General features: G+C 33.0%; 32 protein-coding genes and 2 pseudogenes. 19 read left to right on the top strand and 15 right to left on the bottom strand.

Going from position 1 to position 23,249, the window contains the following annotated elements:
• From ACZ2M0_RS09080 to ACZ2M0_RS09045, 8 genes and pseudogenes are all read right to left on the bottom strand, one after another.
• A pseudogene (locus ACZ2M0_RS09080) lies at positions 1–321 on the bottom strand (transposase family protein); the annotation flags it as partial.
• Between the two features lie 170 nt (positions 322–491).
• Positions 492–1,202: a site-specific integrase gene (locus tag ACZ2M0_RS09075; RefSeq protein WP_490059245.1), complete on the bottom strand. Its 711-nt coding sequence runs from the start codon at positions 1,200–1,202 to the stop codon at positions 492–494.
• A 25-nt stretch (positions 1,203–1,227) separates the two neighbouring features.
• Positions 1,228–1,509, bottom strand: coding sequence for a tyrosine-type recombinase/integrase (locus tag ACZ2M0_RS09070; RefSeq protein WP_490059244.1), 282 nt, complete (start codon positions 1,507–1,509; stop codon positions 1,228–1,230).
• A gap of 106 nt (positions 1,510–1,615) precedes the next feature.
• On the bottom strand, positions 1,616–2,893 hold the full coding sequence (locus ACZ2M0_RS09065) for an Abi family protein (RefSeq protein WP_490059243.1): 1,278 nt from the start codon (positions 2,891–2,893) through the stop codon (positions 1,616–1,618).
• Between the two features lie 172 nt (positions 2,894–3,065).
• The gene (locus ACZ2M0_RS09060) at positions 3,066–3,575 is read right to left on the bottom strand and encodes a hypothetical protein (protein WP_490059242.1); all 510 of its coding nucleotides are present in this window, start codon (positions 3,573–3,575) and stop codon (positions 3,066–3,068) included.
• 63 nt (positions 3,576–3,638) lie between these two features.
• Positions 3,639–4,079 (bottom strand): hypothetical protein, encoded by a 441-nt coding sequence (locus ACZ2M0_RS09055; protein ID WP_490059241.1) that lies wholly within the window; start codon positions 4,077–4,079, stop codon positions 3,639–3,641.
• A 123-nt stretch (positions 4,080–4,202) separates the two neighbouring features.
• The gene (locus tag ACZ2M0_RS09050; protein WP_490059240.1) at positions 4,203–4,496 is read right to left on the bottom strand and encodes a M48 family metalloprotease; all 294 of its coding nucleotides are present in this window, start codon (positions 4,494–4,496) and stop codon (positions 4,203–4,205) included.
• 2 nt (positions 4,497–4,498) lie between these two features.
• Positions 4,499–4,831, bottom strand: a complete 333-nt coding sequence (locus ACZ2M0_RS09045) for a helix-turn-helix domain-containing protein (RefSeq protein WP_490059239.1) — start codon at positions 4,829–4,831, stop codon at positions 4,499–4,501.
• Between the two features lie 160 nt (positions 4,832–4,991).
• On the opposite strand from ACZ2M0_RS09045, the gene ACZ2M0_RS09040 reads away from it, so the two are divergent.
• Positions 4,992–5,186 (top strand): helix-turn-helix transcriptional regulator, encoded by a 195-nt coding sequence (locus tag ACZ2M0_RS09040; RefSeq protein ID WP_490059238.1) that lies wholly within the window; start codon positions 4,992–4,994, stop codon positions 5,184–5,186.
• Between the two features lie 72 nt (positions 5,187–5,258).
• Positions 5,259–5,420 carry a hypothetical protein gene (locus ACZ2M0_RS09035; protein ID WP_490059237.1) on the top strand — a complete coding sequence of 54 codons (162 nt, stop codon included), beginning with the start codon at positions 5,259–5,261 and terminating at the stop codon, positions 5,418–5,420.
• Between the two features lies 1 nt (position 5,421).
• Here ACZ2M0_RS09035 and ACZ2M0_RS09030 read toward each other — a convergent pair whose 3' ends face one another.
• Entirely contained in the window at positions 5,422–5,667 is a 246-nt protein-coding gene (locus ACZ2M0_RS09030) for a DUF1883 domain-containing protein (protein ID WP_490059236.1), read from the bottom strand.
• 107 nt (positions 5,668–5,774) lie between these two features.
• Here ACZ2M0_RS09030 and ACZ2M0_RS09025 point away from each other — a divergent pair, with 107 nt between their 5' ends.
• Positions 5,775–5,963, top strand: a complete 189-nt coding sequence (locus ACZ2M0_RS09025) for a helix-turn-helix domain-containing protein (RefSeq protein ID WP_490059235.1) — start codon at positions 5,775–5,777, stop codon at positions 5,961–5,963.
• A 101-nt stretch (positions 5,964–6,064) separates the two neighbouring features.
• A pseudogene (locus tag ACZ2M0_RS09020) lies at positions 6,065–6,784 on the top strand (IS30 family transposase); the annotation flags it as partial.
• Between the two features lie 97 nt (positions 6,785–6,881).
• On the opposite strand, the gene ACZ2M0_RS09015 reads toward ACZ2M0_RS09020, so the two are convergent.
• From ACZ2M0_RS09015 to ACZ2M0_RS09000, 4 genes are all read right to left on the bottom strand, one after another.
• Positions 6,882–7,523, bottom strand: coding sequence for a hypothetical protein (locus tag ACZ2M0_RS09015; protein WP_490059234.1), 642 nt, complete (start codon positions 7,521–7,523; stop codon positions 6,882–6,884).
• Between the two features lie 128 nt (positions 7,524–7,651).
• Positions 7,652–8,131, bottom strand: a complete 480-nt coding sequence (locus tag ACZ2M0_RS09010; protein ID WP_490059233.1) for a matrixin family metalloprotease — start codon at positions 8,129–8,131, stop codon at positions 7,652–7,654.
• 269 nt (positions 8,132–8,400) lie between these two features.
• Complete coding sequence (locus ACZ2M0_RS09005; protein WP_490059232.1) at positions 8,401–8,532, bottom strand: hypothetical protein; 132 nt, start codon at positions 8,530–8,532, stop codon at positions 8,401–8,403.
• An 11-nt stretch (positions 8,533–8,543) separates the two neighbouring features.
• Complete coding sequence (locus ACZ2M0_RS09000) at positions 8,544–8,984, bottom strand: 8-oxo-dGTP diphosphatase (RefSeq protein WP_490059231.1); 441 nt, start codon at positions 8,982–8,984, stop codon at positions 8,544–8,546.
• A 181-nt stretch (positions 8,985–9,165) separates the two neighbouring features.
• Between ACZ2M0_RS09000 and ACZ2M0_RS08995 the strand changes: the two genes are divergently transcribed.
• The 15 genes from ACZ2M0_RS08995 to ACZ2M0_RS08925 all read left to right on the top strand — a co-directional run bounded on the left by ACZ2M0_RS08995 (position 9,166) and on the right by ACZ2M0_RS08925 (position 22,100).
• Entirely contained in the window at positions 9,166–10,749 is a 1,584-nt protein-coding gene (locus ACZ2M0_RS08995; protein ID WP_223901720.1) for an ATP-binding cassette domain-containing protein, read from the top strand.
• A 72-nt stretch (positions 10,750–10,821) separates the two neighbouring features.
• Positions 10,822–11,505 carry a tRNA (adenine(22)-N(1))-methyltransferase gene (locus ACZ2M0_RS08990; RefSeq protein ID WP_223901721.1) on the top strand — a complete coding sequence of 228 codons (684 nt, stop codon included), beginning with the start codon at positions 10,822–10,824 and terminating at the stop codon, positions 11,503–11,505.
• On the top strand, positions 11,498–12,295 hold the full coding sequence (locus ACZ2M0_RS08985) for a Nif3-like dinuclear metal center hexameric protein (protein ID WP_223901722.1): 798 nt from the start codon (positions 11,498–11,500) through the stop codon (positions 12,293–12,295). Before ACZ2M0_RS08990 ends, ACZ2M0_RS08985 begins: the two co-directional genes overlap by 8 nt.
• 13 nt (positions 12,296–12,308) lie before the next feature.
• Positions 12,309–13,550, top strand: coding sequence for a peptidase T (gene pepT / locus ACZ2M0_RS08980; RefSeq protein ID WP_223901723.1), 1,242 nt, complete (start codon positions 12,309–12,311; stop codon positions 13,548–13,550).
• 330 nt (positions 13,551–13,880) lie between these two features.
• On the top strand, positions 13,881–14,768 hold the full coding sequence (locus ACZ2M0_RS08975) for an ABC transporter ATP-binding protein (protein WP_490059230.1): 888 nt from the start codon (positions 13,881–13,883) through the stop codon (positions 14,766–14,768).
• Between the two features lie 5 nt (positions 14,769–14,773).
• The gene (locus tag ACZ2M0_RS08970) at positions 14,774–15,529 is read left to right on the top strand and encodes an ABC transporter permease (RefSeq protein WP_490059229.1); all 756 of its coding nucleotides are present in this window, start codon (positions 14,774–14,776) and stop codon (positions 15,527–15,529) included.
• An 18-nt stretch (positions 15,530–15,547) separates the two neighbouring features.
• Positions 15,548–16,312 carry an ABC transporter permease gene (locus ACZ2M0_RS08965; protein ID WP_490059228.1) on the top strand — a complete coding sequence of 255 codons (765 nt, stop codon included), beginning with the start codon at positions 15,548–15,550 and terminating at the stop codon, positions 16,310–16,312.
• Between the two features lie 76 nt (positions 16,313–16,388).
• Complete coding sequence (locus ACZ2M0_RS08960) at positions 16,389–16,742, top strand: GntR family transcriptional regulator (RefSeq protein ID WP_490059227.1); 354 nt, start codon at positions 16,389–16,391, stop codon at positions 16,740–16,742.
• Positions 16,743–16,753: 11 nt separating this feature from the next.
• The gene (locus ACZ2M0_RS08955) at positions 16,754–17,458 is read left to right on the top strand and encodes an ABC transporter ATP-binding protein (protein WP_109586302.1); all 705 of its coding nucleotides are present in this window, start codon (positions 16,754–16,756) and stop codon (positions 17,456–17,458) included.
• The gene (locus ACZ2M0_RS08950) at positions 17,458–18,267 is read left to right on the top strand and encodes a hypothetical protein (RefSeq protein ID WP_490059226.1); all 810 of its coding nucleotides are present in this window, start codon (positions 17,458–17,460) and stop codon (positions 18,265–18,267) included. Before ACZ2M0_RS08955 ends, ACZ2M0_RS08950 begins: the two co-directional genes overlap by 1 nt.
• A 44-nt stretch (positions 18,268–18,311) precedes the next feature.
• Positions 18,312–19,148, top strand: coding sequence for a hypothetical protein (locus ACZ2M0_RS08945; RefSeq protein ID WP_490059225.1), 837 nt, complete (start codon positions 18,312–18,314; stop codon positions 19,146–19,148).
• Positions 19,149–19,199: 51 nt separating this feature from the next.
• Positions 19,200–20,039, top strand: coding sequence for a hypothetical protein (locus ACZ2M0_RS08940; RefSeq protein ID WP_490059224.1), 840 nt, complete (start codon positions 19,200–19,202; stop codon positions 20,037–20,039).
• 149 nt (positions 20,040–20,188) lie between these two features.
• Positions 20,189–20,554: a GntR family transcriptional regulator gene (locus ACZ2M0_RS08935; RefSeq protein ID WP_109586300.1), complete on the top strand. Its 366-nt coding sequence runs from the start codon at positions 20,189–20,191 to the stop codon at positions 20,552–20,554.
• Positions 20,554–21,261 (top strand): ABC transporter ATP-binding protein, encoded by a 708-nt coding sequence (locus ACZ2M0_RS08930; protein ID WP_490059223.1) that lies wholly within the window; start codon positions 20,554–20,556, stop codon positions 21,259–21,261. The genes ACZ2M0_RS08935 and ACZ2M0_RS08930 overlap by 1 nt, the downstream gene beginning before the upstream one ends.
• Complete coding sequence (locus ACZ2M0_RS08925) at positions 21,261–22,100, top strand: hypothetical protein (RefSeq protein WP_490059222.1); 840 nt, start codon at positions 21,261–21,263, stop codon at positions 22,098–22,100. The genes ACZ2M0_RS08930 and ACZ2M0_RS08925 overlap by 1 nt, the downstream gene beginning before the upstream one ends.
• 301 nt (positions 22,101–22,401) lie before the next feature.
• Here ACZ2M0_RS08925 and ACZ2M0_RS08920 read toward each other — a convergent pair whose 3' ends face one another.
• Both ACZ2M0_RS08920 and lepB read right to left on the bottom strand, forming a co-directional pair.
• A complete protein-coding gene (locus ACZ2M0_RS08920; RefSeq protein ID WP_046324857.1) occupies positions 22,402–22,593 on the bottom strand; it encodes an LBP_cg2779 family protein in 192 nt (63 codons plus the stop codon).
• Positions 22,594–22,649: 56 nt separating this feature from the next.
• Positions 22,650–23,228, bottom strand: coding sequence for a signal peptidase I (gene lepB / locus ACZ2M0_RS08915; RefSeq protein ID WP_490059221.1), 579 nt, complete (start codon positions 23,226–23,228; stop codon positions 22,650–22,652).
• Positions 23,229–23,249 lie beyond the last annotated feature (21 nt).

Here is a 23,249-nt window from a genome sequence, read left to right as displayed (position 1 = left end):
GCTGGGAAATACAGCAGTATTTGCCTACCAGGTCAGATTGAGCCATTGAGCGTTTATTGCAGGTGCGACACCAGACTCTCTGCTTAAAAAGTCTAATAATGACTGGCTGACATTGGCAGCAGGATAGCGGATTTCGGTTTTCAAACGGCCATTGTGCCGCAGCTCCTGCGAGCTACAAAAGGGACAACTGGGCTGCAATAAGACAGCTTGGTAAACCTTCTGCTTATAGCCGTTAACCAAACGGAAGAAATAATCTTCAAAAACAATGTTTTGATCTTTAATATCAAGCGCAAATTTAATATAATTATCGAGAGAGGACATAATTCAAACCTTCTATAAAAAAATATTGGGTGAAGTTAATATTTTATTACACGAAGCAAGAGGAAAATGTCCTCTTTTTTTATGCAATAAAAAACCCATTAACAGCTTACCACATGGATAAGTCATCAACAGGATAAATTATAGAGCCGAAAAAAGTTCGAAAAGATTATTTAAAGACCTAAATCGTTCATGTAAATTCTTACTCTATTTCTACCTTCTGGAGTTGAATGTGTATAATGTCTCGTCATTGAAACATTAGCATGTCCCATTACGGCTTGTACATCAGTCATATCTTCTCCTTTATTATGGGTAGCATAAGTGTGTCTAAAGCCATGAACTGTAATATGTTTTTTTAATTGAGGGTTAGCGGCATAAATTGATTTCAACCAAGCTTGTGGTCTAGATAGATTAAGGTAATTTCCTGACTCTTTATGAAAAATAATGGGAAAAAGTATTTTTTCATTTTTATGATATTCTTTCAATACGCTAACCATGTGATCTGTAAGTACCGCAACACGGTTTGGATCAGCGCTTTTTGGTGATTGAATGATTAGTTTGTTTCTTATCCCAGTGGAAAGAGTTTTATTAACATTCACTGTTTTTTTATCCAAATCAATATCGGACCATTGCAACGCTAGAGCTTCTGATTTGCGTAATCCCGTTGTAGAAAGAAGCATAAAATATGTGTAATATCTAAAGTCATAATTTTTAGTAGCATCTAAAGATTCTTTCAATTCAGAGAGCGTGTAGAAGTTATTTTTGATATTTCGTCTCTTGCGAGTTGTTCTCTTTGGAACGATAATTATGTTAACTGGATTGTCTTCTGGCTTACAATATTTCATGGCAGCTGCATTATTTATAAATTTGATTAAAGCGAGCAATGACTTCCCGGTACTTTACTATTTCTTAGGCTTTTTTATTGGCAAAAGCTTGAAACTTTTCACTACTAATTTGATCAATATAATCATCGCCGAACCAGGACTTAATATGAACTTGATAAGTAGCATTTACTTTATTAGCGGATGACTCTTTGACTTCATTTGTATAAATGTCAAACCACAATTTGAAAACGTCATCTACGTTTTTCTGCTTGGGCTTTGTACCCTCAAGCCACACCTTGTCGTAAGCATTCTTGGCGTCGTTGTAGTTGTCGTAGGTGCCGTTTGAAAATACGCGCTTGCCGGTCACTTGATCAAGACCAATGTAAGTGTTCTACTTATAGTATTTCTCACCGCTCTTGAGTGTTATTTCTTTGATCTATTTATCACGTTTTGGCAATTGAAAAGCCTTCTTTCTAAATATTGTTACAACAAAATTTGCATGGTTCCATGTTTTCATTTTTAGCCGATAGCAATGTAAAAGAAGTAGTATTTTTATTTATTATTTGAGAACATTTTTCATTAAAGTGATAGATATTTTCTCCTTGTGCTACGTAAACTTTTTTCATTTCTCCTGATCTAGCTGGAGGCAAATATAAGTGCATAATAAAGTTCATTGTTTTGCCATCAAATGTACTAGTAACATAATTTTTACTGGAATTAATATAGCTACTTGCCTTACGCAATTTATTTAAATAATCAGTAGGCAGATTTGCTGCTTTTAAATACAATTTATAATTATTTGCCATTTTAGCATTATTATTATTTTCATCCAGATAAGATTTTTCAATTAGTTCCAATTTATTTAAAATATAAATTCTCTGGTATGAATCGCTTGTTAACAGCAATAGATAAAGCAAAGCACCATAAAGTCCCTTTTTTTCTAAAGATATTTCGTCACTTTTACTACCAAAAAAAATATTGTTTCCCAAATATACTTCTAGAGCAGATGTTGGAGGAAGGTTATCAACATGTGATTGAAACATATATACAGGTTTTGAATGAGCAGAAGCATTTCTAAATTGACTTAAAATTTCTAAAGAGAATTGAAACATAGCTTTTTTAATATTCATATTTTCATATCCATTTGGTTTAGTATGAACTGGAAGAATCAATTCGTTTACAATAGAAGTTTTTATTTTTTCTTGTTGAATTTTATAATATCTGATTAAGGTTCCAAACATCATATTTTGAGTTAATATCCATGGCGGTATGTGATTTTTATGCTCTCGATAATATGCAGTTGGATTGTCACGGGTAGGTATTACATTATTATGTATGAACCGTATAACACTATTTCTATTTTTAGTAATGTAGTTATTTGCTTTTAAATATGATTCTGGATTATCAGGATTGTTATCTACGCCAAGGTGTTTAGCCACTTGATTACCTATGGTATTTGCTAAATGTTTTTCAACTTTTAATACATTAGATAAAAAAATTTCCTGAATTTGAGAATCAATTAAATATAAGGAATATATATCTTCTATTGATGTTCCATCTTGATAAATTTTAGGATTATCAGGCTTAAAAAAGGGTTTGCTGTATCCATTTATCAAAGGATAATATCCATATGAACTAAGTAGATCAATTGCTAAAGAATCATTATTAATAACTAAATTTCTTGATTTCAAAATTTCAATTAATTGTGTACTTGTTTTATAAGGTTTATCAAAATTAAAATTATCTTCCATACGAAAAAAACTCCAAGCTATTAACAGCAAGGAGTTTTCTCGTGTACTTTCAAACCGAAGTACCTCTCAAACTAAAACAAATATTATCATTTATTATCCTAGCTGTCAATCTTTTATTTTTATGAAAAGCCTTTACGAACACGATTTCTTAAAGGCTTTTTTGATACTTAAGTTATTGCCACTTATATTCGTTATGGCTAAATTGCTTTGAATGACCTACCAAGCTGCCATTGTGAATAAATGTTAGGAAGCAATACGGATCGGCTTCAGCTTCTAGATCTTCAGCATACGAAGTTACAAAAGTATTAACTTTTTCAGCAACCGTGTCTTTTTCGTCTTCAGTTAGCGAATTAAAAGAATTGTTTACTGAAATATCAACGTCACCATCACCATGATATTTAATTTTTAAAACATAATCCTTTACTACAGGAGTATTAGGCAGCTCACTAGTCATTGACTTTTGAGAATCTTTTAACTGAAAAGATTTTTGTTTCTTTTTTGCCTTTTGTTTTTTGGTCAAGGCTTTCTTTTTTGGCTTAGCAGCTGGCTTCTTTGTTGCTTTCTTTTCTTTCTTGATCGTTTTGTTTGAGGACTCAGTACTCTTATTGTTGGAACATCCAAAAAGTGATAGGACTAATGCAGAAACAGCTAAAGCAGTAAAGCCTTTTTTCGATTTACTCATTTTTTCCTCCTAGAAAATCATTTCTGCCGCAGGTTTAGCGTCACTTGCGTGGTGGATATAGAATTATAACTCTCTCATTACACTGATTACTTTGCCATAAATTACCAGGTCTTCACCTCGACCAGGATGCCATTCTGATGCGTTATCTTTAAAGCTAATTCCGTTCACACCCTTACGTGTGCACATCCTTCCAACTAACGTTCCGAGTGGCCCATTGTATAAGACATAATCACCTAGTTCGCCCGTGTTTTGGGGATGAATGACCATAATTTCATCAAGCCTTATTTTAGGCTCCAGGTTTTTGTCATTGCACTTCAATGCAAACAGGGTGTGGGTCCTTTCATATTCTGAAGGATGATAGATTTTAACATATCTGATAATATTGGCTGATCTAAAGCTATCTGAATCGACATTGTAGGAATAGAGCAGCGAAATAAGCAAAAAATCGTCAGCAGCTATTCTCTTCAGGTTTTTCGGCAACTTATTGTCATCTTTATTATTCATAAAATCTCCTGTTAATTTACGCTTCTAAAATTAAGCTTCTATTCTTTGCAAAAATTGTCTTTGCATAATCAAGCATTCTTGTTGGGATGCCATATTGCTCAATAAGTATTCCAGATTCTGTGATCACGCTGACATAACGTAAAGAGTAGTTGAATTTCTATCGGCCTTTAACTCATAGGGATAGACAGCATAACGCCCCTGACAGTTGCAAACTATATCTTCATTTAAAACATGACTTATTTCATGACCAATTATAAAAGGTATCTCTGTCTGTTTATACCAATTTTGATTAACAATTATTAAGTTGTAGTTAACTACTGCATAAGCTGGCTTGTGATCATTCAATGGTTCCCAGACACATGTAATACCACGCTGATTTGCATACTTAAATAAGTACGTGTTTAAGTCTTCTTCCATTGCTAATCGCCGCCATTCAAATGCCGTTCTAAAATCGCCTTGATTATTTCCATGTCATCTTTCGAGATTGGTTTGCCGCCATAGGCAATGACTTTTGGTTCCTCTTTTAAATCGATTGTTTGAAGTTGACTCTTTTTATTATTTTCTGAGTCTTCAATTAACGAGGAAGCGCTAATTCCAAAATATTTTGCTAATAATTCAATTTTGTCAATTCTTGGATATGAATCAGCCTGCAGCCAAGAAGATAGTGTTGTATAACTTATATTTAAATCATCAGCAAGATTTTTTCTAGAAATAGATTTTTTGTCCATGTAGTGCTGAATATTTTTTGCCATAATTTGTTTCCTATTTGATGAGTGAGTCAATTTAACGCACCTCTTTTAAAACATTATACAATTAAATTGTACATTTTCACTAAAAAATTATTGTTTTGTCGTAATTTTTACTTACGATTAAATCGTAATATAATAAAGAGTGATTAGAGGTGAACTAGATATGAAATTAACTCTTAAAAGTCTTAGAGCAAACAAAAATATAACACAAGTTGAGGCTGCAAAAGCTTTTGGTGTAGGCAAAGAGACATGGAGAAACTATGAAAACGGAAGAACATACCCTGATGTATTAACCATTAAGAGAATTGAGAAGGTGTTTGATGTAAGCTTTTCTGATATTATTTTTTTGCCACCTTAAACGATTAAATTGTAATAGAAAAAGTCACCGATTTAAAAAAAGATAGCGACTTAATTAGGAGATAAGTAACAAATGGAAGATTTAAATATTACTAAATGTGTCAATAAAAAAATTGAAGACATGCTAGCAGAGAAAGTTACAAGCGAATTAAAAAATAACTCTTTTACTTATAAAAATTTTGAAGAGGTAATTATCAAAGTAAAAGAATTCTATAAAAATAATGCAACTATTTAAATTAGTTCCATCGATAACTAAATTGTTCGCCGGAACCATTATCGACGATTAAGTACCATCGGCCCACACCGTTTGCTCTGAGCTGAATAGGCGTGTGATCATAAAAACCACCAATATACCTAAAGCTTTGTCCAGTTCGATAAGCATTAAAATTTTGCTGATCGACAAGAAAAACGTTAGATGCATGCTGCAATTGAACGGTAACGGAAACAACACCATTACTATCACAATATGGAATTTGGTTCATAGGAATTCCTCCTTCCGTAAATAATTTATTTTGAAATATTGGGATTTCAGAAATATGATTATAATTTATCACTAGATATTGTGGATATCAAATAGGAGCAATACAAGATGTGGAAGAAGATTGAAAGAATAATGAATAGTAAAAAGATCAGTATTTACGGGCTATCAAAATTAACTGGGATACCTTGGAGCACTATTGCAAATTATAAAAAAGTTGCTGATATGCCATTTAGCAATGCCTGTAAGATAGCTGATGCACTGGGCGTTAGCTTAGATGAATTAAGAGATGATTTTTAAAGGAGGTGTAAAGCTATGTATGGATTGGAACAGCAGCAAATTCCGCGGCAAGCATTGGAGATGTTTACCAAGGCACTAGCTGTTGTCTATGAGGATGCTAAAAGCAGGGCTGGTCGCTTGATGCCTGCGCCGGTCGCGCCTTTACCCGGAATGAAACAGTCTGCACCAAGACGCTTTATCATTATGTGGAACTTGGTTTATTACGGGTTAAAACGACGGATCTGCCCGAATGCTTAAGCCGCAAGACGAAAGCTAAACGGGTACGCTGGCATAAACGCCAGCTGGGCCGCAGTATCAGTGAACGTCCTGCTGCTATTAACCAGCGCCGCGAGTTTGGTCACTGGGAGTGCGACTTAGTTTTAGGACATAAAACCAAAGATGACCAGGTCCTCTTAACCCTGTATGAACGCATGACCCGCAAATTCATGATTATCCCGATTAAGGATAAGACGGCTGCCAGCGTGATGGCGGCCTTTAAAACCTTGCGCAGCCAATACCAGGAACACTGGCACGAAGTCTTTAAGACCATTACCACGGATAATGGTTCTGAATTTGCGGATTTAGCCCAGTTAGAAGAAGCAGCGCAGACGCTGGTCTACTACGCGCACCCTTATACTTCTTGTGAGAAGGGCGGGGTTGAGCGGCATAACCGGCTAATCCGGCGCTTCATTCCTAAAGGCAAGTGCATCAAGGATTATGACTTAAGGCAAATCTATGGCATTGAGGAATGGTGCAATAACCTGCCCCGCAAGATCTTAGCCTACCACACACCCGATGGATTATACGAAAGAAGATTAGATTGCATCTATCAGATCAAGTAGGGTGTTCAACTTAAAATTGCAAATTTCGAATTTAAAAAATTGCAGTTTTTAAATTAAAAGTTTTGCTTAACTTAATGACATTGAACCCTTGTTTTGTCTAATTATACGTTGAAACGATAGCTTGCCCTTCATCCGGAATTAATGTTTTGATGGCCGGACTAATCTTTTTACCTACTTGCTTTTGTTTAACAAAAATGTATTTTGAATCATTAGTAAGATTAAAATCTGAAAAAGCTACTGTTATGTCATGAGAATTTGTTTTATTCATTCTAGTTGTATAAATTTTCTTCCCATTATAATAAAAAATAAGAGTACTATTTTCATTGGCATTCACGTCAACATAAATTGCACCATTTTTTCGTTCAATCTCATTGATCCTCGGTTTAGGTGAAGCATAATTTTTACTGCTTAGTTTTCGTCTAGTTACTATTTCTTTACCAGACTTATTTAAACCACATAAGATAACATCTTTATAGCCACTAAATTTCAAATTTGAAGAAAAGCGTCCTTTTTTACTAATATTAACTGTTTTAATTACATTTCTATTATATAGCACCTTTAACTTTTTAATACCTTTAGCTTTACCTTTTAGTTTAGCTTCATTGTCCTTCTTATTGAAAGTCAAAGTCGTTTTACTTATTTGAGGAACTGTTTTTGCATGAGATATTTGACTCCCAAAAATGCATAACCCTAATAATGTTATACATCCTAATACTAATTTTTCTTTGCTCAGTCGCATATTATTTGCAACTCCCTTCTGAAACCAACATAAATTTACGACTTTAAAAAAGTCCCTTAGTTAAATGCTTAATTAAGGGACAACGTGTGTAAAAGTAATTAAAAATCAATTAATCCATTACACTTACACTAACGGTTGCTCTTTGGCACAATTTTCATATAAGTAGTAACAGTTATAATATCTCCTGAATCTCTCACGGAGAATTGGGCAGGTGTAGAATAGATTGCATTCATACCACGAACATCACAATCTTGAATACTATAAGATCTGTTAGCAGGGTTCATAACTGATATGCTGTCTGGCTCATTATGAGCAAGTCCAAGTGCATGTCCTAATTCATGTTCAGCGACATTAACACGTTCACTCTTTGAATAACCATAAGCTGTAAGTGCAGCTCTATTTAAAAGAACTTGATTACTAATGATTTGTCCAGTACTTGTATTATATTTCGTATTTGTTTTTCCGGCTATACTCAAATCATCGGATCCATCATAACTACTTAAAGTAGTTTTCGAACTATTTGAAGCTTTCTGCCAATAAAATCCGTTACTAATCCACGAATTAATCGCACTATTCCAAACATCTTGATAATAACTCGAAGTTGACAAGTCATAGTAATAAGCAGAATTATATTTGTACCTCCATGGCTTAGAAGGTGTAATGTAGTCAGTATCTGCCTTAACTTGATTCGCTTAAATAAAATTTGAGCCAGTAATTCCTACTCCAAATATAAGCAAGCTAATACATGCCAAAGGTTTTTTAAAAGTTTTCATACTATAGGCCTCTTTTTTAATCTTAAATTATTTTCAAATTACTTTTACAATCATATTTTAACACACTTATTATTATTATTATGCTATGAATAAAACCGGCAGAACTACTCTGCTCCAAGTCTACTCTTGGTTAGGGGGTTGATTTTTAAAAATAGCACAAGTGCCACAATAAGCAAAATTTCTTGAACAATTATTTGTCCAGGGTGCCAACGCTTAATTCCTTTTTCCGACAGCATTTGTATACTCCTCAGAATAATTCGTCTCGCTCACCATCTAATATATGTTCATCAATATTTTGGTTAAAGTAAACTAATAGATCCTTGTCAAAATTATATGCTAATTTATGTTTGAAAAGTTCTTCTTTAGTCATCCAGGTTAATTTACCTTCTCTTGATGCCTTGACTTTACCGGTGAATTTAGTGGCAATATAAAAAAAGACAAGATAGCGGTGGTCGTTTTCATCATAAAATTGTTTAATTCCACAAAGACGAGGATTTTTAATATCTAAATTCGTTTCCTCCTTAACCTCGCGCACTACTGAATCATAAAAAGATTCGTGATTTTCCACATGACCACCCGGAAAAGTCAATCCTGGCCAATAAGGGTCATTACGATCCAAAACTAAGATATTATCGTTTTTTTTAATCATGCACATATTTGTCAAAGTAACAGGTTCAGTTCTATCCATTAAGTCAAAAATCTCTTTCTTTTAAATCTTATTATCAATTATAAAATAGCAATTTAGAAAGAAAAAGAAAATTTTTCTCACTTTTTTGCCGGCAAATTAAAATTATACTAGGGATTTTGTGGCATTTATTAATTTGTTCCATTATACTTGTAATACTGTTTTAAGTTTTAGGGGGGATAACATGGCTATCAAATATGCAAAGAAATGGAAACTTTTTCTTTTTCTAATTATTTCAATTCTTGATTCATTTCAGTCAGTATTTTTAGCTTATCTATTAAAAGTATTCATTTCCTTTGCTCAAAAGCCTACGGGAAATTTACTCGGATTAACTTTATTCGCCATTAGCGGATTAATTATTTTCAGTATAATTGGAATACTTTTTCAGTATTCCTTTTTAAATTTGATCCATGATATTAACATCAAAATCAAAGAGATAGCAACTGATCATATCGTTAATATTAATGATCAAGCTAAACTTGATACTTCATTTATGACAAACGACCTTAAACAAATTGAGACTAATAAAGTTGTTGCCGAATTAAAAATTTTTAATTACATCTTAAAATTTTTGACCGCTATTATCACTGCAGTGATTACATCTTGGTTTATTTCTTTGGTCTTTTTTATTGCAGCAATAATTCCAGCCTTAGTTCAAAATTTTGCCGGTAAAAAAATTTCTGCTAATTCTAAAAAATGGGAAAGGGCAAATAGTAATTATACCGCTACCGTTACGGAAACGATTAACGGCACAACCATTTTTTCTTTATATAATTCAGAAAATTCTATTGCTAAACGCTTAATAAAAAGCGCTCGCGAAATGGAGGACGCCTTACAATCAACGAATTTATCCAAGGGCATTGCAAACGAATTAACCTCTTTTGCCGCATATTGTTTTGGCATGATTATTCCATTTAGTGTTGGAGTTTATTTGATAACTATAGGAAATATTGCCTTGAGTACTTTTATGATGATTGTGCAGCTTTCGAATAATTTCGTGAATCCGATAGTTAATATTTTTATGTGCGTTAATGATATTAAAACGACCACTCCCATTTGGACTAAATTTATAAAAATACAAAAGTATAAAAGACCCGCTGGCGATATTAGTTCAATCCCTGTTTTCAATAATTTGAGTTTAAGTAATGCCACAATCTATTTTGATAAACAAACTATTTTTCAAAAAGTAAATTTGGTAATCAAAAAGGGGGAAAAAATATTATTACAGGCTCCTTCAGGTTGGGGAAAATCAACTTTGCTCAAAGTCTTGATAGGAAAATATAAGCTGGATTTAGGCTCTTACCTGATAAATGGAGAAAAGGCTAGTGGTAATTGGAATAAAGACCATGAACTCTTTGCTTTAATCAATCAACAACCTTTTATTTTAAATGACACGATTGAATACAATATTACTTTAGGACAAAAGGTTACCAAACAAGAACTGAATAATGTCGTTGCTAAAGCTGGCCTAGAAGAACTGGTAAGAAAAAAGGGGTATCATTATCAAGTTGGCCTTGGAGGTAAAAATTTGTCAGGAGGACAAAATCAGCGTATAGAAATTGCCCGCGCACTGCTCAAGAAAAGGCAAATTTTGTTAGCAGACGAAGCTACTTCCTCATTGGACACAAAATTATCTCGAAAAATTCACGCTACTTTTTTAAAAGAATTTTCCGGAACAGTGATCGAAGTTGCTCATCACATATCTACAGATGAAGCAAGCATGTTTGATCGTAAGATCGATTTAGAAGCTAATAAAAAAAGTATTTAGAATCGTTATTTTATCTTTATCTAATAAAAATTCATTATGCTAAAATTTTATTATGAAGAAAGTAGGATATAAATGAACTTAAGATTGAACTCATTGGCACAAATGGTTGACCGTGGTGCACGCATTGCAGATATTGGTACAGATCATGCCTATTTACCGATTCAACTAGTGAAAGAAAATAAGATTAAGTTTGCTATTGCTAGTGATGTTGCATCTGGACCACTAGAGAATGCGAAAAAAGACATAGCAGCTGCTGGTTTAGATGGGAATATTGAAACTAGGCTTGGGGCAGGACTTGATACTATTAATTCTGCTGATCAAATTGATACAGTAATTATTGCCGGAATGGGCGGCAAGTTAATAACGCAGATTTTAAATGATGCTTGGCTAAAAGATTCTATTTTCAAAACTTTAATCCTTGAGCCAAATATAGGTGAGCCCGGTGTCCGAAACTGGTTAATGAATCATAATTATCAAATAAAAAGAGAAAAAATTATTGCTGAAGCAGGACACACATACGAACTAATTAAGGCAGAAAAAACTAATAAAATTGTCAAATTGACAGAAAAAGAACTATTTTTTGGTCCAGAAATCTTAACAGAAAAAAATGAAATTTTTTATCAAAAATGGCGAGGTCAACTTGCATATCACAAGAAATTACTGCTTAATTTAAATAAGGCTAAAGAAAAAGATTTAGTCCATATGCACAAAATTGAGTCAGAAATAAAAATGATCGAGGAAGAAATAAATGACTAAAGTAGAGGATATAGTTGCCGTTTTAAGGCAACATTTTCCAGAAGAAATAGCTAGTAAAGGTGATCCGGTTGGCATCCAAATAGGCTCGATGCAGCAGAATGTCACTAAAATATTGACGACCTTAGATGTCAGACCACAAGTGGTAGACGAAGCAATTCAAAAAGGAGTGAATTTGATTATCAGCCATCATCCCTTGATGTTTCGCCCTGCTCCAAACTTGGATTTTGCCAATCCCCAATACGCTATGTACGGTAAAATAATTGCTCATGGCATTACGGTCTATTCCATTCATACTAATTCAGATAAAGCTGAAGATGGCTCAAGCGACTGGCAAGCTGAAGAGTTGGGTTTGAAAGACGTTGAGCCTTTTTGTCCAGATGATGATGGCATTGCCATAGGACGTAAGGGGAGATTGCTTCAGCCACTATCTGCCAAGGAATTTGCTTATTACGTCAAAGACAAGATGCAGGTAAAAATGGTAAGATTAATTACTGCTGATAATCAGCAGACTATATCTTCAGTTTGTTTTATCTGCGGTGATGGCGGCAAATATTGGCATCAAGCAGTAGAAGAGAATATTGATGCTTTTATTACAGGAGATGTTTATTACCATACAGGCCACGATATGATTTCTGCCGGTCTGACGGTAGTTGATCCAGGTCACTACACTGAAAAGATTTTTAAAGAAAAAATTTATCAAAAGTTGCTTGAATGGAATAAAGAAAACTCTTGGAATGTCGAAATCACCCAATCTGAAGTATCGACTAACCCATTTCAAGATTTATTTTAATTAAGGAGATAAGATGGAGTATCCAAATTTATTACCAAGATTTTTAAAATATGTAAAAGTTAATTCACGCTCTGATGAGCACTCTGATCGTTTTCCTTCAACCGAACGCCAAGAAGTATTTCAAAAAGAAGTAATTCTACCTGACCTAGAAAAATTAGGCTTATCTGATGTGCATTATAATCAGAAATCAGGCTGTGTTATTGCCGAAATTCCAGCTAATGTAGATTATGATGTACCTGTAATGGGTCTTTTAGCGCATTGCGATACCGCAGACTTTAACGCGGAAAATGTCAAACCGCAAGTTCATGAAAATTATGATGGCAAATCAAAAATTCGTCTAGGAGATTCCAAATTTTATTTAGATCCGGCAGAATTTCCAAACTTAAAGAAATATGCGGGACAGACTATCATTACAGCGTCTGGTGACACTTTGCTGGGTGGGGATGATAAATGTGGAGTAGCGGAATTAGTTACTGTGGCAGAATATTTGTTAAACCACCCAGAAATCAAACACGGTAAGATTCGCTTTGGCTTTACTCCTGATGAAGAGATTGGTATGGGTGCTCAGCATTTTGACATCGAAGAATTTGGTGCTGATTTTGCTTTCACAGTCGATGGCGGGGCTCCCGGAAAGTTAGATTGGGGTACCTTTTCTGCTGCAACCTTTACCCTTGATATTCAAGGGGTAAATGTGCACCCTTCTGTAGCTAAAGATCAGATGATCAATGCTATCCAGGTTGGCATTAACTTCCAAAATCAACTTCCACAAAACGAAGTTCCTGAAAAAACGGCAGGAAGAGAAGGCTTTTATCATTTAACCCATTTTGCTGGTACGGTTGACAATGCGCAAATGGAATACATTGTTCGTGACTTTGAAAGGGACGGTCTTGAAAATCGCAAAAATAAGGTTAAAACAATCGTTAACCAAATGAATAAGGAATTTGGCACCGAAAGAATTAAGCTTAACATGAGAGATCAATATTACAATATGGCCGATATTCTTAAAGACCATATGGAAATTGTTAACTTAGCTAGAAAAGCATATGAGTCTGAAGGACTTACGATCAACGAGGACCCTGTCAGAGGTGGCACTGATGGTTCACTTTTAACTTATAGAGGCTTACCTTGTCCTGATCTTTTTTCCGGGCAAGAAAACATGCACGGCAGGTTTGAATATACCGTTCTTGAATCTATGGCAAAAGCAGTAGATGTTATGCTAAAAATGGTACAAATGAATGCTGCTGCTAAAAAATAGTGAAACAAAAACGGCCGTTGTTAATCTTTTTTATCAAAATAATTAAAAATTAAAAGGTTATTCTGATAAAGTTTATCTAACTTCCAAAAGGTTAGTAAAATTATGCACAATTAATAGAAATTTAAATTTAGGTACATAGGATCATTATCAAAAATGGTTTTATGTGCCTTTTTTCTTTTTAAAATTTTATATTGATAATTTGTGGAACACTTAAATTTTTCTAAGACAACAGGCAAAAGACTCCTTGCAAAAGTTGATTATTTATTTTATTATACTAGTGTATTAGATAAATAGTTCACTATTATAATGTAAGAGAAAGGATTAGTGATCATGCGAAGTTCTATTGCACTACAAGTTGATAATGTTAGTACTTATGTGGGCAGGACAGTGCTAGTTAATAATGCTACTTTTGATGTTAAAGCTGGTGAAATAATCGGTTTGATAGGCCCTAATGGTGCTGGGAAAACAACTATTATGAAAACCATTTTAGGCTTAATGAAATTTAAAGGAAAAATAGAGGTCAATGGCAAAAATGTGTCTGAAAATGACCATCATGCTTTAACAATGGTTGGAGCATTAATTGAACATCCGGCAATTTACCCATTTCTTACTGGAATGCAGAATTTGACCCTTTATGCTCATGATCAAAAAGATATGGCAAACCTAATTTCCGAATTACAAATGGATTCATATATTAATAATAAGGCTAAAGGATATTCACTGGGGATGAAGCAAAAATTAGGCATAGCCATCGCCTTATTAAATCAGCCCCAAGTTGTAATTCTTGATGAACCAATGAACGGACTTGACATTGAATCAACGATTCGAGTAAGAAAATTAATCAAAAGATATTCTGATCAAGGAACAGCTTTTTTAATTTCAAGTCATATTTTAAGTGAATTACAAAAAGTAATGACGAGAGTTGTCTTAATCTCCGGAGGACAAATTATATTGAATAAAGAGGTCAAAGAATTTGAAAAAATTAGTCACCAAAAATTCCATTTGACTACTGAAAATAATAAACTTGCAAAAAAGATTTTTGCTGCTTACCAGATCACATTTACAGAAAATGAAAATTATTTGATAGTAAGTCAAAACGACATATACAAAATAGAAGATCTGCTATTTAACGAAGGTGTTCACTTAAAAGAAATTTTGCCGCTTGAAGCCAACCTTGAACGAATTGTAGTTGATGTCTTGGAAAAGAAAAGGGGATAGACAGAATGCTTATAAGCTTTAAACAGGAAATCTATAAATTCAGGCATGAAAACATTGCTCTGTATGGTCTGATTATTCTCATTGTAACAATGATTTACAACTTTTTTACTAATCCTATTACGCGCCAATCCCTTGGCTACGGATTTGGTGCAATTGAGTGGATTCCTTTAATAGTTATTACCGTGGCATCTGCAATTTTTTCAATGGAATACAAGAATAACACGATTATCATGCTGGAGTATAAGACTTCAAGCAAGTTTCAAATTTACTTTTCCAAGTTTTTGGTTGTCTTAGTCTATAGTTTTCTCCTAACAGTGATTGCATTTTTACTTACCTTGATTTTAAGCATGTCCTTTAATAATGTCAGATATAATTGGTTAGTTAACAAAAATGGTAATAATCTTTTAAATGATCTGGTAACTAACCTGGCAGGAGCATCGATTTATTCTTTTTTTAGCATTGGCTTATCTTTTATGCTCATTATGCTGGTTAAAAATAATGCTGTAGTAGTTTGTTTTGGAATTGTACTAGCATTTTTTGGTGCCAGCTTTTCCAAAGGATTAATGCAAACCTTTCCCCATTTTATAAGTACTATTAAATGGAACTTTTTAAATATGATTTTTATTTCCCAGCAATTATCAAATCCAAGCCTTAGCTTAAAATCGAATTTATCAAGTCTTGAACTAATTATAGCCAATATCATTTACGGCATAGTTTTTATGGTTCTAGGATATTATCTATTCAAGCATCGACGAGTATAAAGAGAGGAGATCACTATAATGATTTATAGTATTAAGCAGGAATTATATAAATTAGTGCACCGCAAAATTACTTGGATCGCAGCTATCATATTATTTTTTCTAATGCTTATTACCGGTTTCGCTTTAGCAGATGAAAGTAAAAAGCTAATTTTAACATTAACTTTTGATTCTTCTGATTTTATCATGTTTATCCTAGTGATAGTAGGTGCCACCTGTTTTTCAATGGAATTTCAAAACAATACGATTTTAACACTCTTATATAAGTCTTCGAATAAAATATATGTCTACTTATCGAAGTATATTGTTTTGTTCTTATACGATGTTTTTCTGCATTTGCTAGCTCTTTTTTATACCATTTGTCTGCGTTATACCATATTTAATTATCGAGTTAATTGGTCAGAACTTTATCTATACCATCAGCCGGTATGGCTAAACATGGTAACTGCTTCTCTAGTAGATTTAGTAACTACAATGTTAATTATTGCTATTGTTTTTTTACTCTCGTGTCTAATTAATAGTAGTGCAATTGTAATTACAGCAAGCCTTCTAATTACATTCATGGGTCAAAGCATTTCTTCAGACCTAATGAACGGAGGCAAACTGGTGAACATTATGAAATGGAACCCTTTTAATATGGTGGACTTGACTAGGCAGTTTGGTAATTATGGTATGTATGTTTTAACTACCCACCTGAACAATCAAGAGCTTTTAACTGGTAGTCTAATCTATATTCTTATTTTTGTGATTGCCGGCTATTTAATCTTTCGGAGAAAAAGATTTTAAGTAAGTAATTGCATAACTTTTAAGTTTATTGTAATATTATAGTGTATTATAAATGTAATACAGTTGGAAAAGAATTATGAATTTTAAAGACAATCTGCCGATATACATACAAATAAAAGAATATCTATGTCGCCAAATAATCACCGGCAAGCTTGAGCCAAATCAGATGATACCTTCTGTACGTAATTTAGCAAAGCAGTTAACAGTGAATGTTAATACTATTCAAAAAGCGCTTAGACAAATGATTAATTCCGGTCTTCTGGTTAATAAAAGGGGAGAGGGTAATTATGTTACTAGCGATAAAAAATTATTGGAAAAAATCAAAAGAGACATGATCGTTGCTGAACAACGTAAGTTTGTTCAGAAAATGAAAAGCATAGGAATCACGCCAAAACAAACTCATCTTATTTTGGCTAATCATTTAAAGTAGGGAGTAAAAAAATGGATAATCTTTTAGAAATTAGAGATTTAACTTACAAGAAAAATCTGAAGACAATTTTAAATAATATCAACTTAAATTTACAACCGGGAAAAATAGTAGCACTTTTAGGCGAAAACGGCGCTGGTAAAACGACCTTAATGAGGGTAATTAGTGGGATGGCTAAAAACTATCGTGGAACCGTTAAACTTTCTGGTGAAAGTAAAGAGGCTCAACGAAAAGCCCGACTATCATTCACTGATAGTCTAACGGGCTTTAACAACTCAACAAAAATCAAAGATATTGTTAAATTTTATGAAATCATTTATCAAGATTTTGATGGCAAACAATTTGAGCAACTTCGTCAGTTTATGAAATTAGATTCTGAAATGCGATTATCTGAGATGTCAAAAGGAATGCGAGAAAAATTAATTATTGCACTTGCATTTTCGCGCAAAGTTGACCTTTACCTATTGGATGAACCCTTTTCTGGTATTGATGCTATGGCTCGTAAAAAAATTATTAACTCAATCATTTTATGGAAACCAGAAAAATCAACAATTCTCGTTTCAGATCACTTTGTGAATGAGATCGCTAGTATGCTGGACGAAATTGTCATTATCAAGGACAAAACCATTTATGCTCATAAATCAACTGAAGAGATACGAGAACATCATAAGAGTGTTGAAGACTACTATGAAGGCTTATACGATGCGGAGGATGAATAATGGTCATGTTTAACCATTTATTTGGCAAACTTTTTGAAAAAAAAGCCAAATATGTTCATCTTCTAGTTGTCCTGCAATTTATTAGTTCTCTGGCATCAGCTTTTTTTACTTATTTTAGTTTTTATTCTGGCAGGTTTCACTTAAATTTGGACAATAACCTTGAATTTTTTCCAGGATGGATGGCCTTATTTGCATCTTTTACTTTCCTGTTTGGACCTATTTTATATATTTTAACTGTCGTTCAGAATGAACGCTTAAATAGAAGTAAGACATGGCGCCTAGCACCAATCAGCGATGGCACGTTTTATATTGATAATATCTTAAGTTCATTTGTTTCTCTAATCTATTTTGTCTTTTTAGATTTTATCATTGCGCTTGGATTATTCTTTGTATCTATTTTTGCATATCCCAAATTTGGCAAAAATCTGCGGTTTGAACTCAATTTAGATACTGACACATTGCTTACTTTTATTTGTATTATACTGTTGGTAATTCTAACTGCTCTTTTTATTTATTTTTTGGTTAGTTTCCTTAACTTTTCCAGTCAGGCAATTTTAAGTTTTTTACCACAAGCATCAAGTCATATTTTAATTTCTTTTATTCGTATATTCATCATTATCATATTAATGGGACTTCTTGTTAAGCTATATAGAGTATTGATAAACTCTTTTGTAAATCTTTTTTTACTAAAAGCGACTGATCTTGCGGGATTAGAATATGTTGTAGGTATGATGTTTGTTGCTAATTTAATAATGCTTGGCATCAACGTCTTTTTAATCAATCATTTCTTTGAAGCAGAAGAGAAGTAAATCCTAATATTTTTATAATATTTTCGTAGTAGGGAGGAAAGAGTATGACCTCATTTAAAAGTTTGTTTGGCAGATTCTTTGTAGAAAAAGCAAAAAATGTTTATTCATTTTTAATAATTCAAACAGTTGGTGCCCTCGCATTTTCTGTTTTTGGTCTGCTAATTGGAACAGGTAAGATAAGTGAATTTTTAAATTTTTATACTGAGCTTTTACCTGACTGGTTAATGGGCTTTTGTCTATTAGGTGTCTTTTTTGTCATTTTCTTTTTCATTTATATTATTGTTAAAAATGAAAAGATTAACCATAGCCAAACATGGCGTTTAACTGCAATCAGTGACGAAAAATTTTACATCGCTAACAGCTTAAGCACATTTGCAACATTTGTTTATTTTATTATTCTTAACTTTATTGTTGCTGGTATCTTGCTAACTGTTTCATTTTTTACAGACAACGCTTTTCGTAATTCATGCGAAAGAATGCTTAAGCAATTTAGACCAAATTTTGAACTGAATACAATTCGTTCTATTTTTGATATCATGCTACTCTTACTTTTATGTTGCTTTTTCATTTCGTTATTGATCAGCTTTTTAAATTTTTCCAGTAAAGCCATCATGGATTATCTTCCTGTAGCTTCAAACGGCTTAATTGTGAAACTATTACATATTTTTATTGTTATCGTAATAGCCTGGCTTTTTACCAAAGTAGAAAAAATTTTTGTCGATCAAGTTTTAGGTAGCCTTTTGAATTTTTTAAACTTAAATCCGGCTTACAATAATACTTTACCCTATCTTAATGTAATCGTTGTAGTTGTTAATTTGATATTGTTCATTATTAATATTTTATTGTTTAAATTTTTCTTTGAAGCAGAAGAAAAAAAGTAACTAGTGAAACAATATTTGTTATCAATTAGAAATAAAAATAAGGAGTCCAAAATGGCGAAATTTAGCAGGTTATTTAACAGATTTTTTAAAATTAAAACAAGAAAATTACACGTATTGCTTTTTTTCCAGATAATTGCAGCTCTCGCGTGTGCCTTTTTTACTTATTATGAAGTTACAAATTGGCATATTCAAAAAAATCTAAAAAATAATGTCGGTCTGATACCAGAATGGACATTATATTTTGTCATCTTAGCCTTTCTTGTCATATTATTTGTATTCATTTTAACTCCTTTGCAAAGTGAAAAATTTAATCGCAGTCAAACCTGGCGGTTAGCTGGAATAAGTGACAGCCAGTTTTATCTTGATAATGTTTTAAGTACATTTGTATCTTTTATTTACATGCTTGCGCTTGAAGTAGTTGCTACAGTTATGCTAGGTTTCTTATCTTTTTTGATTGATAAAGATTTTCAACGAGGACTTCATGATTTCCTAATGGATCTGCATCCTAATTTTGATTACAATGTTTTCTGGACTGTAATTGGTACGATTGTCTTAGCCATTTTAAGTTGTTTCTTTTTATATTTTGTTATCAGTTTCTTTAACTTTGCTAGCCAGTCCATAATAGATTTTGTACCCGCCAACGTTAATGGAGCACTTGTAAAGATACTCCATTTATTCATAATTTTTGTACTGATCTGGTTCTTTTTTAAAATTCAACATATATTTGTCTACAAAATTCTTTTGTCAGTATTTAATCCAGCTAATTACGGACTTGCTTATTCTAGTGATTTACCTTTTGCAATTTTGTCAACCACAATTTGCAATCTTATTTTGTTGGGCAGCAACGTTTTCTTATTTAATCATTTTTATGAAGCCAGTGAACGTAAGTAGGTAGGCAAATAAGAAAAAATTACTTTTACAATTTTGTAATTTCTCACAAAAAAGCAAGTTATTACAACAATTAAAAGGTTTGCGGAAAAAATAAATCTGGTTTATGATAGTGTACTATAGGTGTATTACGGCCAAAGGATGGTGGACTTGTGGAATTTAAAGATAACATTCCCATTTACTTACAAATTAAGCAATACCTATATCGACAAATAATTACCGGCAAATTGAAGCCCGGTAAAAAAATTCCTTCCGTGCGTGAACTAGCAGTGCAACTCACTGTAAACGTCAATACGGTACAACGTGCTTTACAACAAATGAACTTTGAAGGCATTTTGTATACCAAGAGGGGAGAAGGTAATTTTGTCACTGAAGATACTACTTTACTTGAAAAAACGAAAAGGGAATTAATTAACGCTGAACTAGACAAATTTGTTCAGAGTATGAACTCTTTAGGTGTTTCTGACGAACAAATTCTCAAATCTTTAACTGAATATCTTAAAGAGGAGCGTAAATAATGGGCAATCCCTTAGAAATAACAGACTTAGTTTACAAAAAGAACCAGAAAACAATTATTTCTGATTTAAATTTAACCCTTAAACCAGGAATAATTGTTGCTCTTTTAGGTGAAAACGGAGCGGGCAAAACTACTTTAATGCGAATAATTAGTGGCGTAGCTAAAAACTATCGAGGCAGCGTTAAAGTTGCTGGCTTTACCAAGGAGGCTGACAGAAAGGCACATCTTTCTTTTACTGATGGCCTGACAGGATTTGCTAATTCAACAAGAATTAGTGATATTGTTAAGTTTTATCAGATCTTATACCATGATTTTAATCTAAAGCAATTTGAGCAGTTAAGAAAATTCATGAATTTAGATTCTGACATGCGCTTATCTGAAATGTCTAAAGGAATGAAAGAAAAGTTGGTAATTGCTCTAACTTTTTCCAGAAAAACAGATTTATATCTTTTGGATGAACCCTTTTCCGGCATTGATGCTATGGCTCGCAAAAAAATTATTAAATCGATAATTTTATGGAAGCAAGAAAAATCCACGATTTTAGTTTCAGATCATTTCGTCAATGAAATAGCTGCGGTTTTGGATGAAGTTGTTATTATTAAAAATAAAACTGTTTGTATGCAAAAGTCGACTGAAGCAATTAGGGCTGATAATCAAAGTGTAGAGGAATTTTATGAGAGTTTTTATCAAAGAGAAGAGGATGAATAATGGCTATTTTTAATCGTTATTTTACGGTGCTTTTCAGATTAAAAACCAAATGGATTTCTCTTCTGTTAATTATCCAGACCGTAGCTTCATTTGCAATGTCGTTTTTCAATTTTAATAACGGTCATGTATACATTAATAGAACTATTTTTTCCAACTTCTTTACTTTATGGTTGACTATTTTTGTGTTATCAGCGTGGCTTTTTACCGGGATATTTTATTTAACCACCTGTTTTCAAAACGAACGTGTCAGTGGCAATCAAACTTGGCGTTTAGTTCCAATTGATGACAAAAAACTCTATTTTGATAATATTTTAAGTTCTTTTGGTGCATTACTTTTCTTTGTGATACTGGAAATAATTTGTGCTTTTATCTTAAGTGCTGTGACATTTACCTTTGACAGTCAGTTTCATACCGCCATAATCGAAATGTTTGCTGATATTGGACGGCATTTGCAACAAGTTGATCTGGAAATTATGTTTAACTTTTTTGGAGCAATCATGATGACTATTCTCTGCGCATTTTTTGGTTACTTCATTATCAGCTTTTTAAATTACTCCAGTCGTGCTCTTTTGGATTTTCTTCCGGAAGCTCTCAGCAAAGCTTACTTTCGGGTAATTGCAGTTTTTGTAATTATTTTAGTAGCCTGGCTTGCAATCAAAGCAAGTGATATAGGTCTACAAATAATTTCGTTCCCGTTTAGATTTATGATAGGGGAAACCACAGGAACAAATGATGATTTGGCTCTAGCTCTAATTTTAATGCTTGCAATCAATTTACTTTTTTGGTTTTTGGATACAATTCTTTTCAGTAAATTCTTTGAGGCTAGGGAGGGGAAATAAAATTTGCATATTAAAAGACGCTAAAAATTTTTAGCGTCTTTTTCAGTAGCCAAAAAAGAGCCATAAAACAAACAGCAAAAAAGCCAATAGATTAAAAGACAAAATGCAATGAAGTCAAAGCAGAAATTTTCCCAGTTTTAAGATTTTTGCTTTTTCTGAAAATGATAAGAGATATTAAACTAGTCAAAAGTAAAGTAATTCCTAAATCAATCCTATAAATAGCCATTTTTCTCAAATAATCGAAAATAAAAGCCAGCAATGAAATAAGATGCATTGCCGGCGCTAATATATAGATAACTTTTTAATGATTTGCAGCAAGGTAATCGTACAACTGATTAATTTCTTCAGGAGTAAACTCGCCTTCGCCAGTTTTCATTGCGTGAATTTTTTCAACTGACAAATGACTTGCAAAAGCTAAATCTGTATCAGTAACATGATGTTTTACTTGAAAATCGATAATTGCATCGGATAATTCTTCTAATTGCTGATTCATAATAAATTCTCCTTTACAATTTATTTTAGCGGAAAAATATTAAAATTCAAAGGAAATTAAAAGCCCTGAATTTTATTAAATGGCCAATATCTGAATTTGACTTTGCCAACCAAATTTTGTCGTTTTACGGGACCAAAAATATGTGAGTCCTTAGATATATCACGGTGATCGCCCATTACCCAATAGTAACCCTTCGGAACTTTATAAGTAAAATTCGTCGTATATGTCTGTCCTTCAGCATTATTAGCCTTTTTGAAATGATTTTCTAGATATGGTTCAGGTAAAAGCTTGCCGTTGACATACATTTTATCGTTTTTAGAAACAAGTTTATCTCCTGGAAGACCAATTACACGCTTGATGTAATACGCCCCTGGGAGATCATTAGCTGCCTTAGGAGCAAGCAAAACAACAACATCATTACGCTTAGGAGTAAAATTACGCACCGCAATCAAACGGTCATTATCTTCAAAAGTCGGTTGCATAGACGGTCCAGAGACTCTGTCATTAGAAAGTACAAAATGGAATACAACATAGAATACACCTAAAATAACTGCCATCATTATGACAACGTCGAGAATAAATTTACCTAAGCTTTCTTGCTCTTCGTCTTGCTTTTTTGTTACTTTTTTCGCCATAAATTTTTTCTCCTTTATTAT

This window comes from Lactobacillus sp. VURO6/B1 (VP7), from assembly GCF_058139575.1.
Note: the sequence above shows the minus strand (reverse complement) of the source record. Positions and strands in the feature narration are given on the sequence as shown.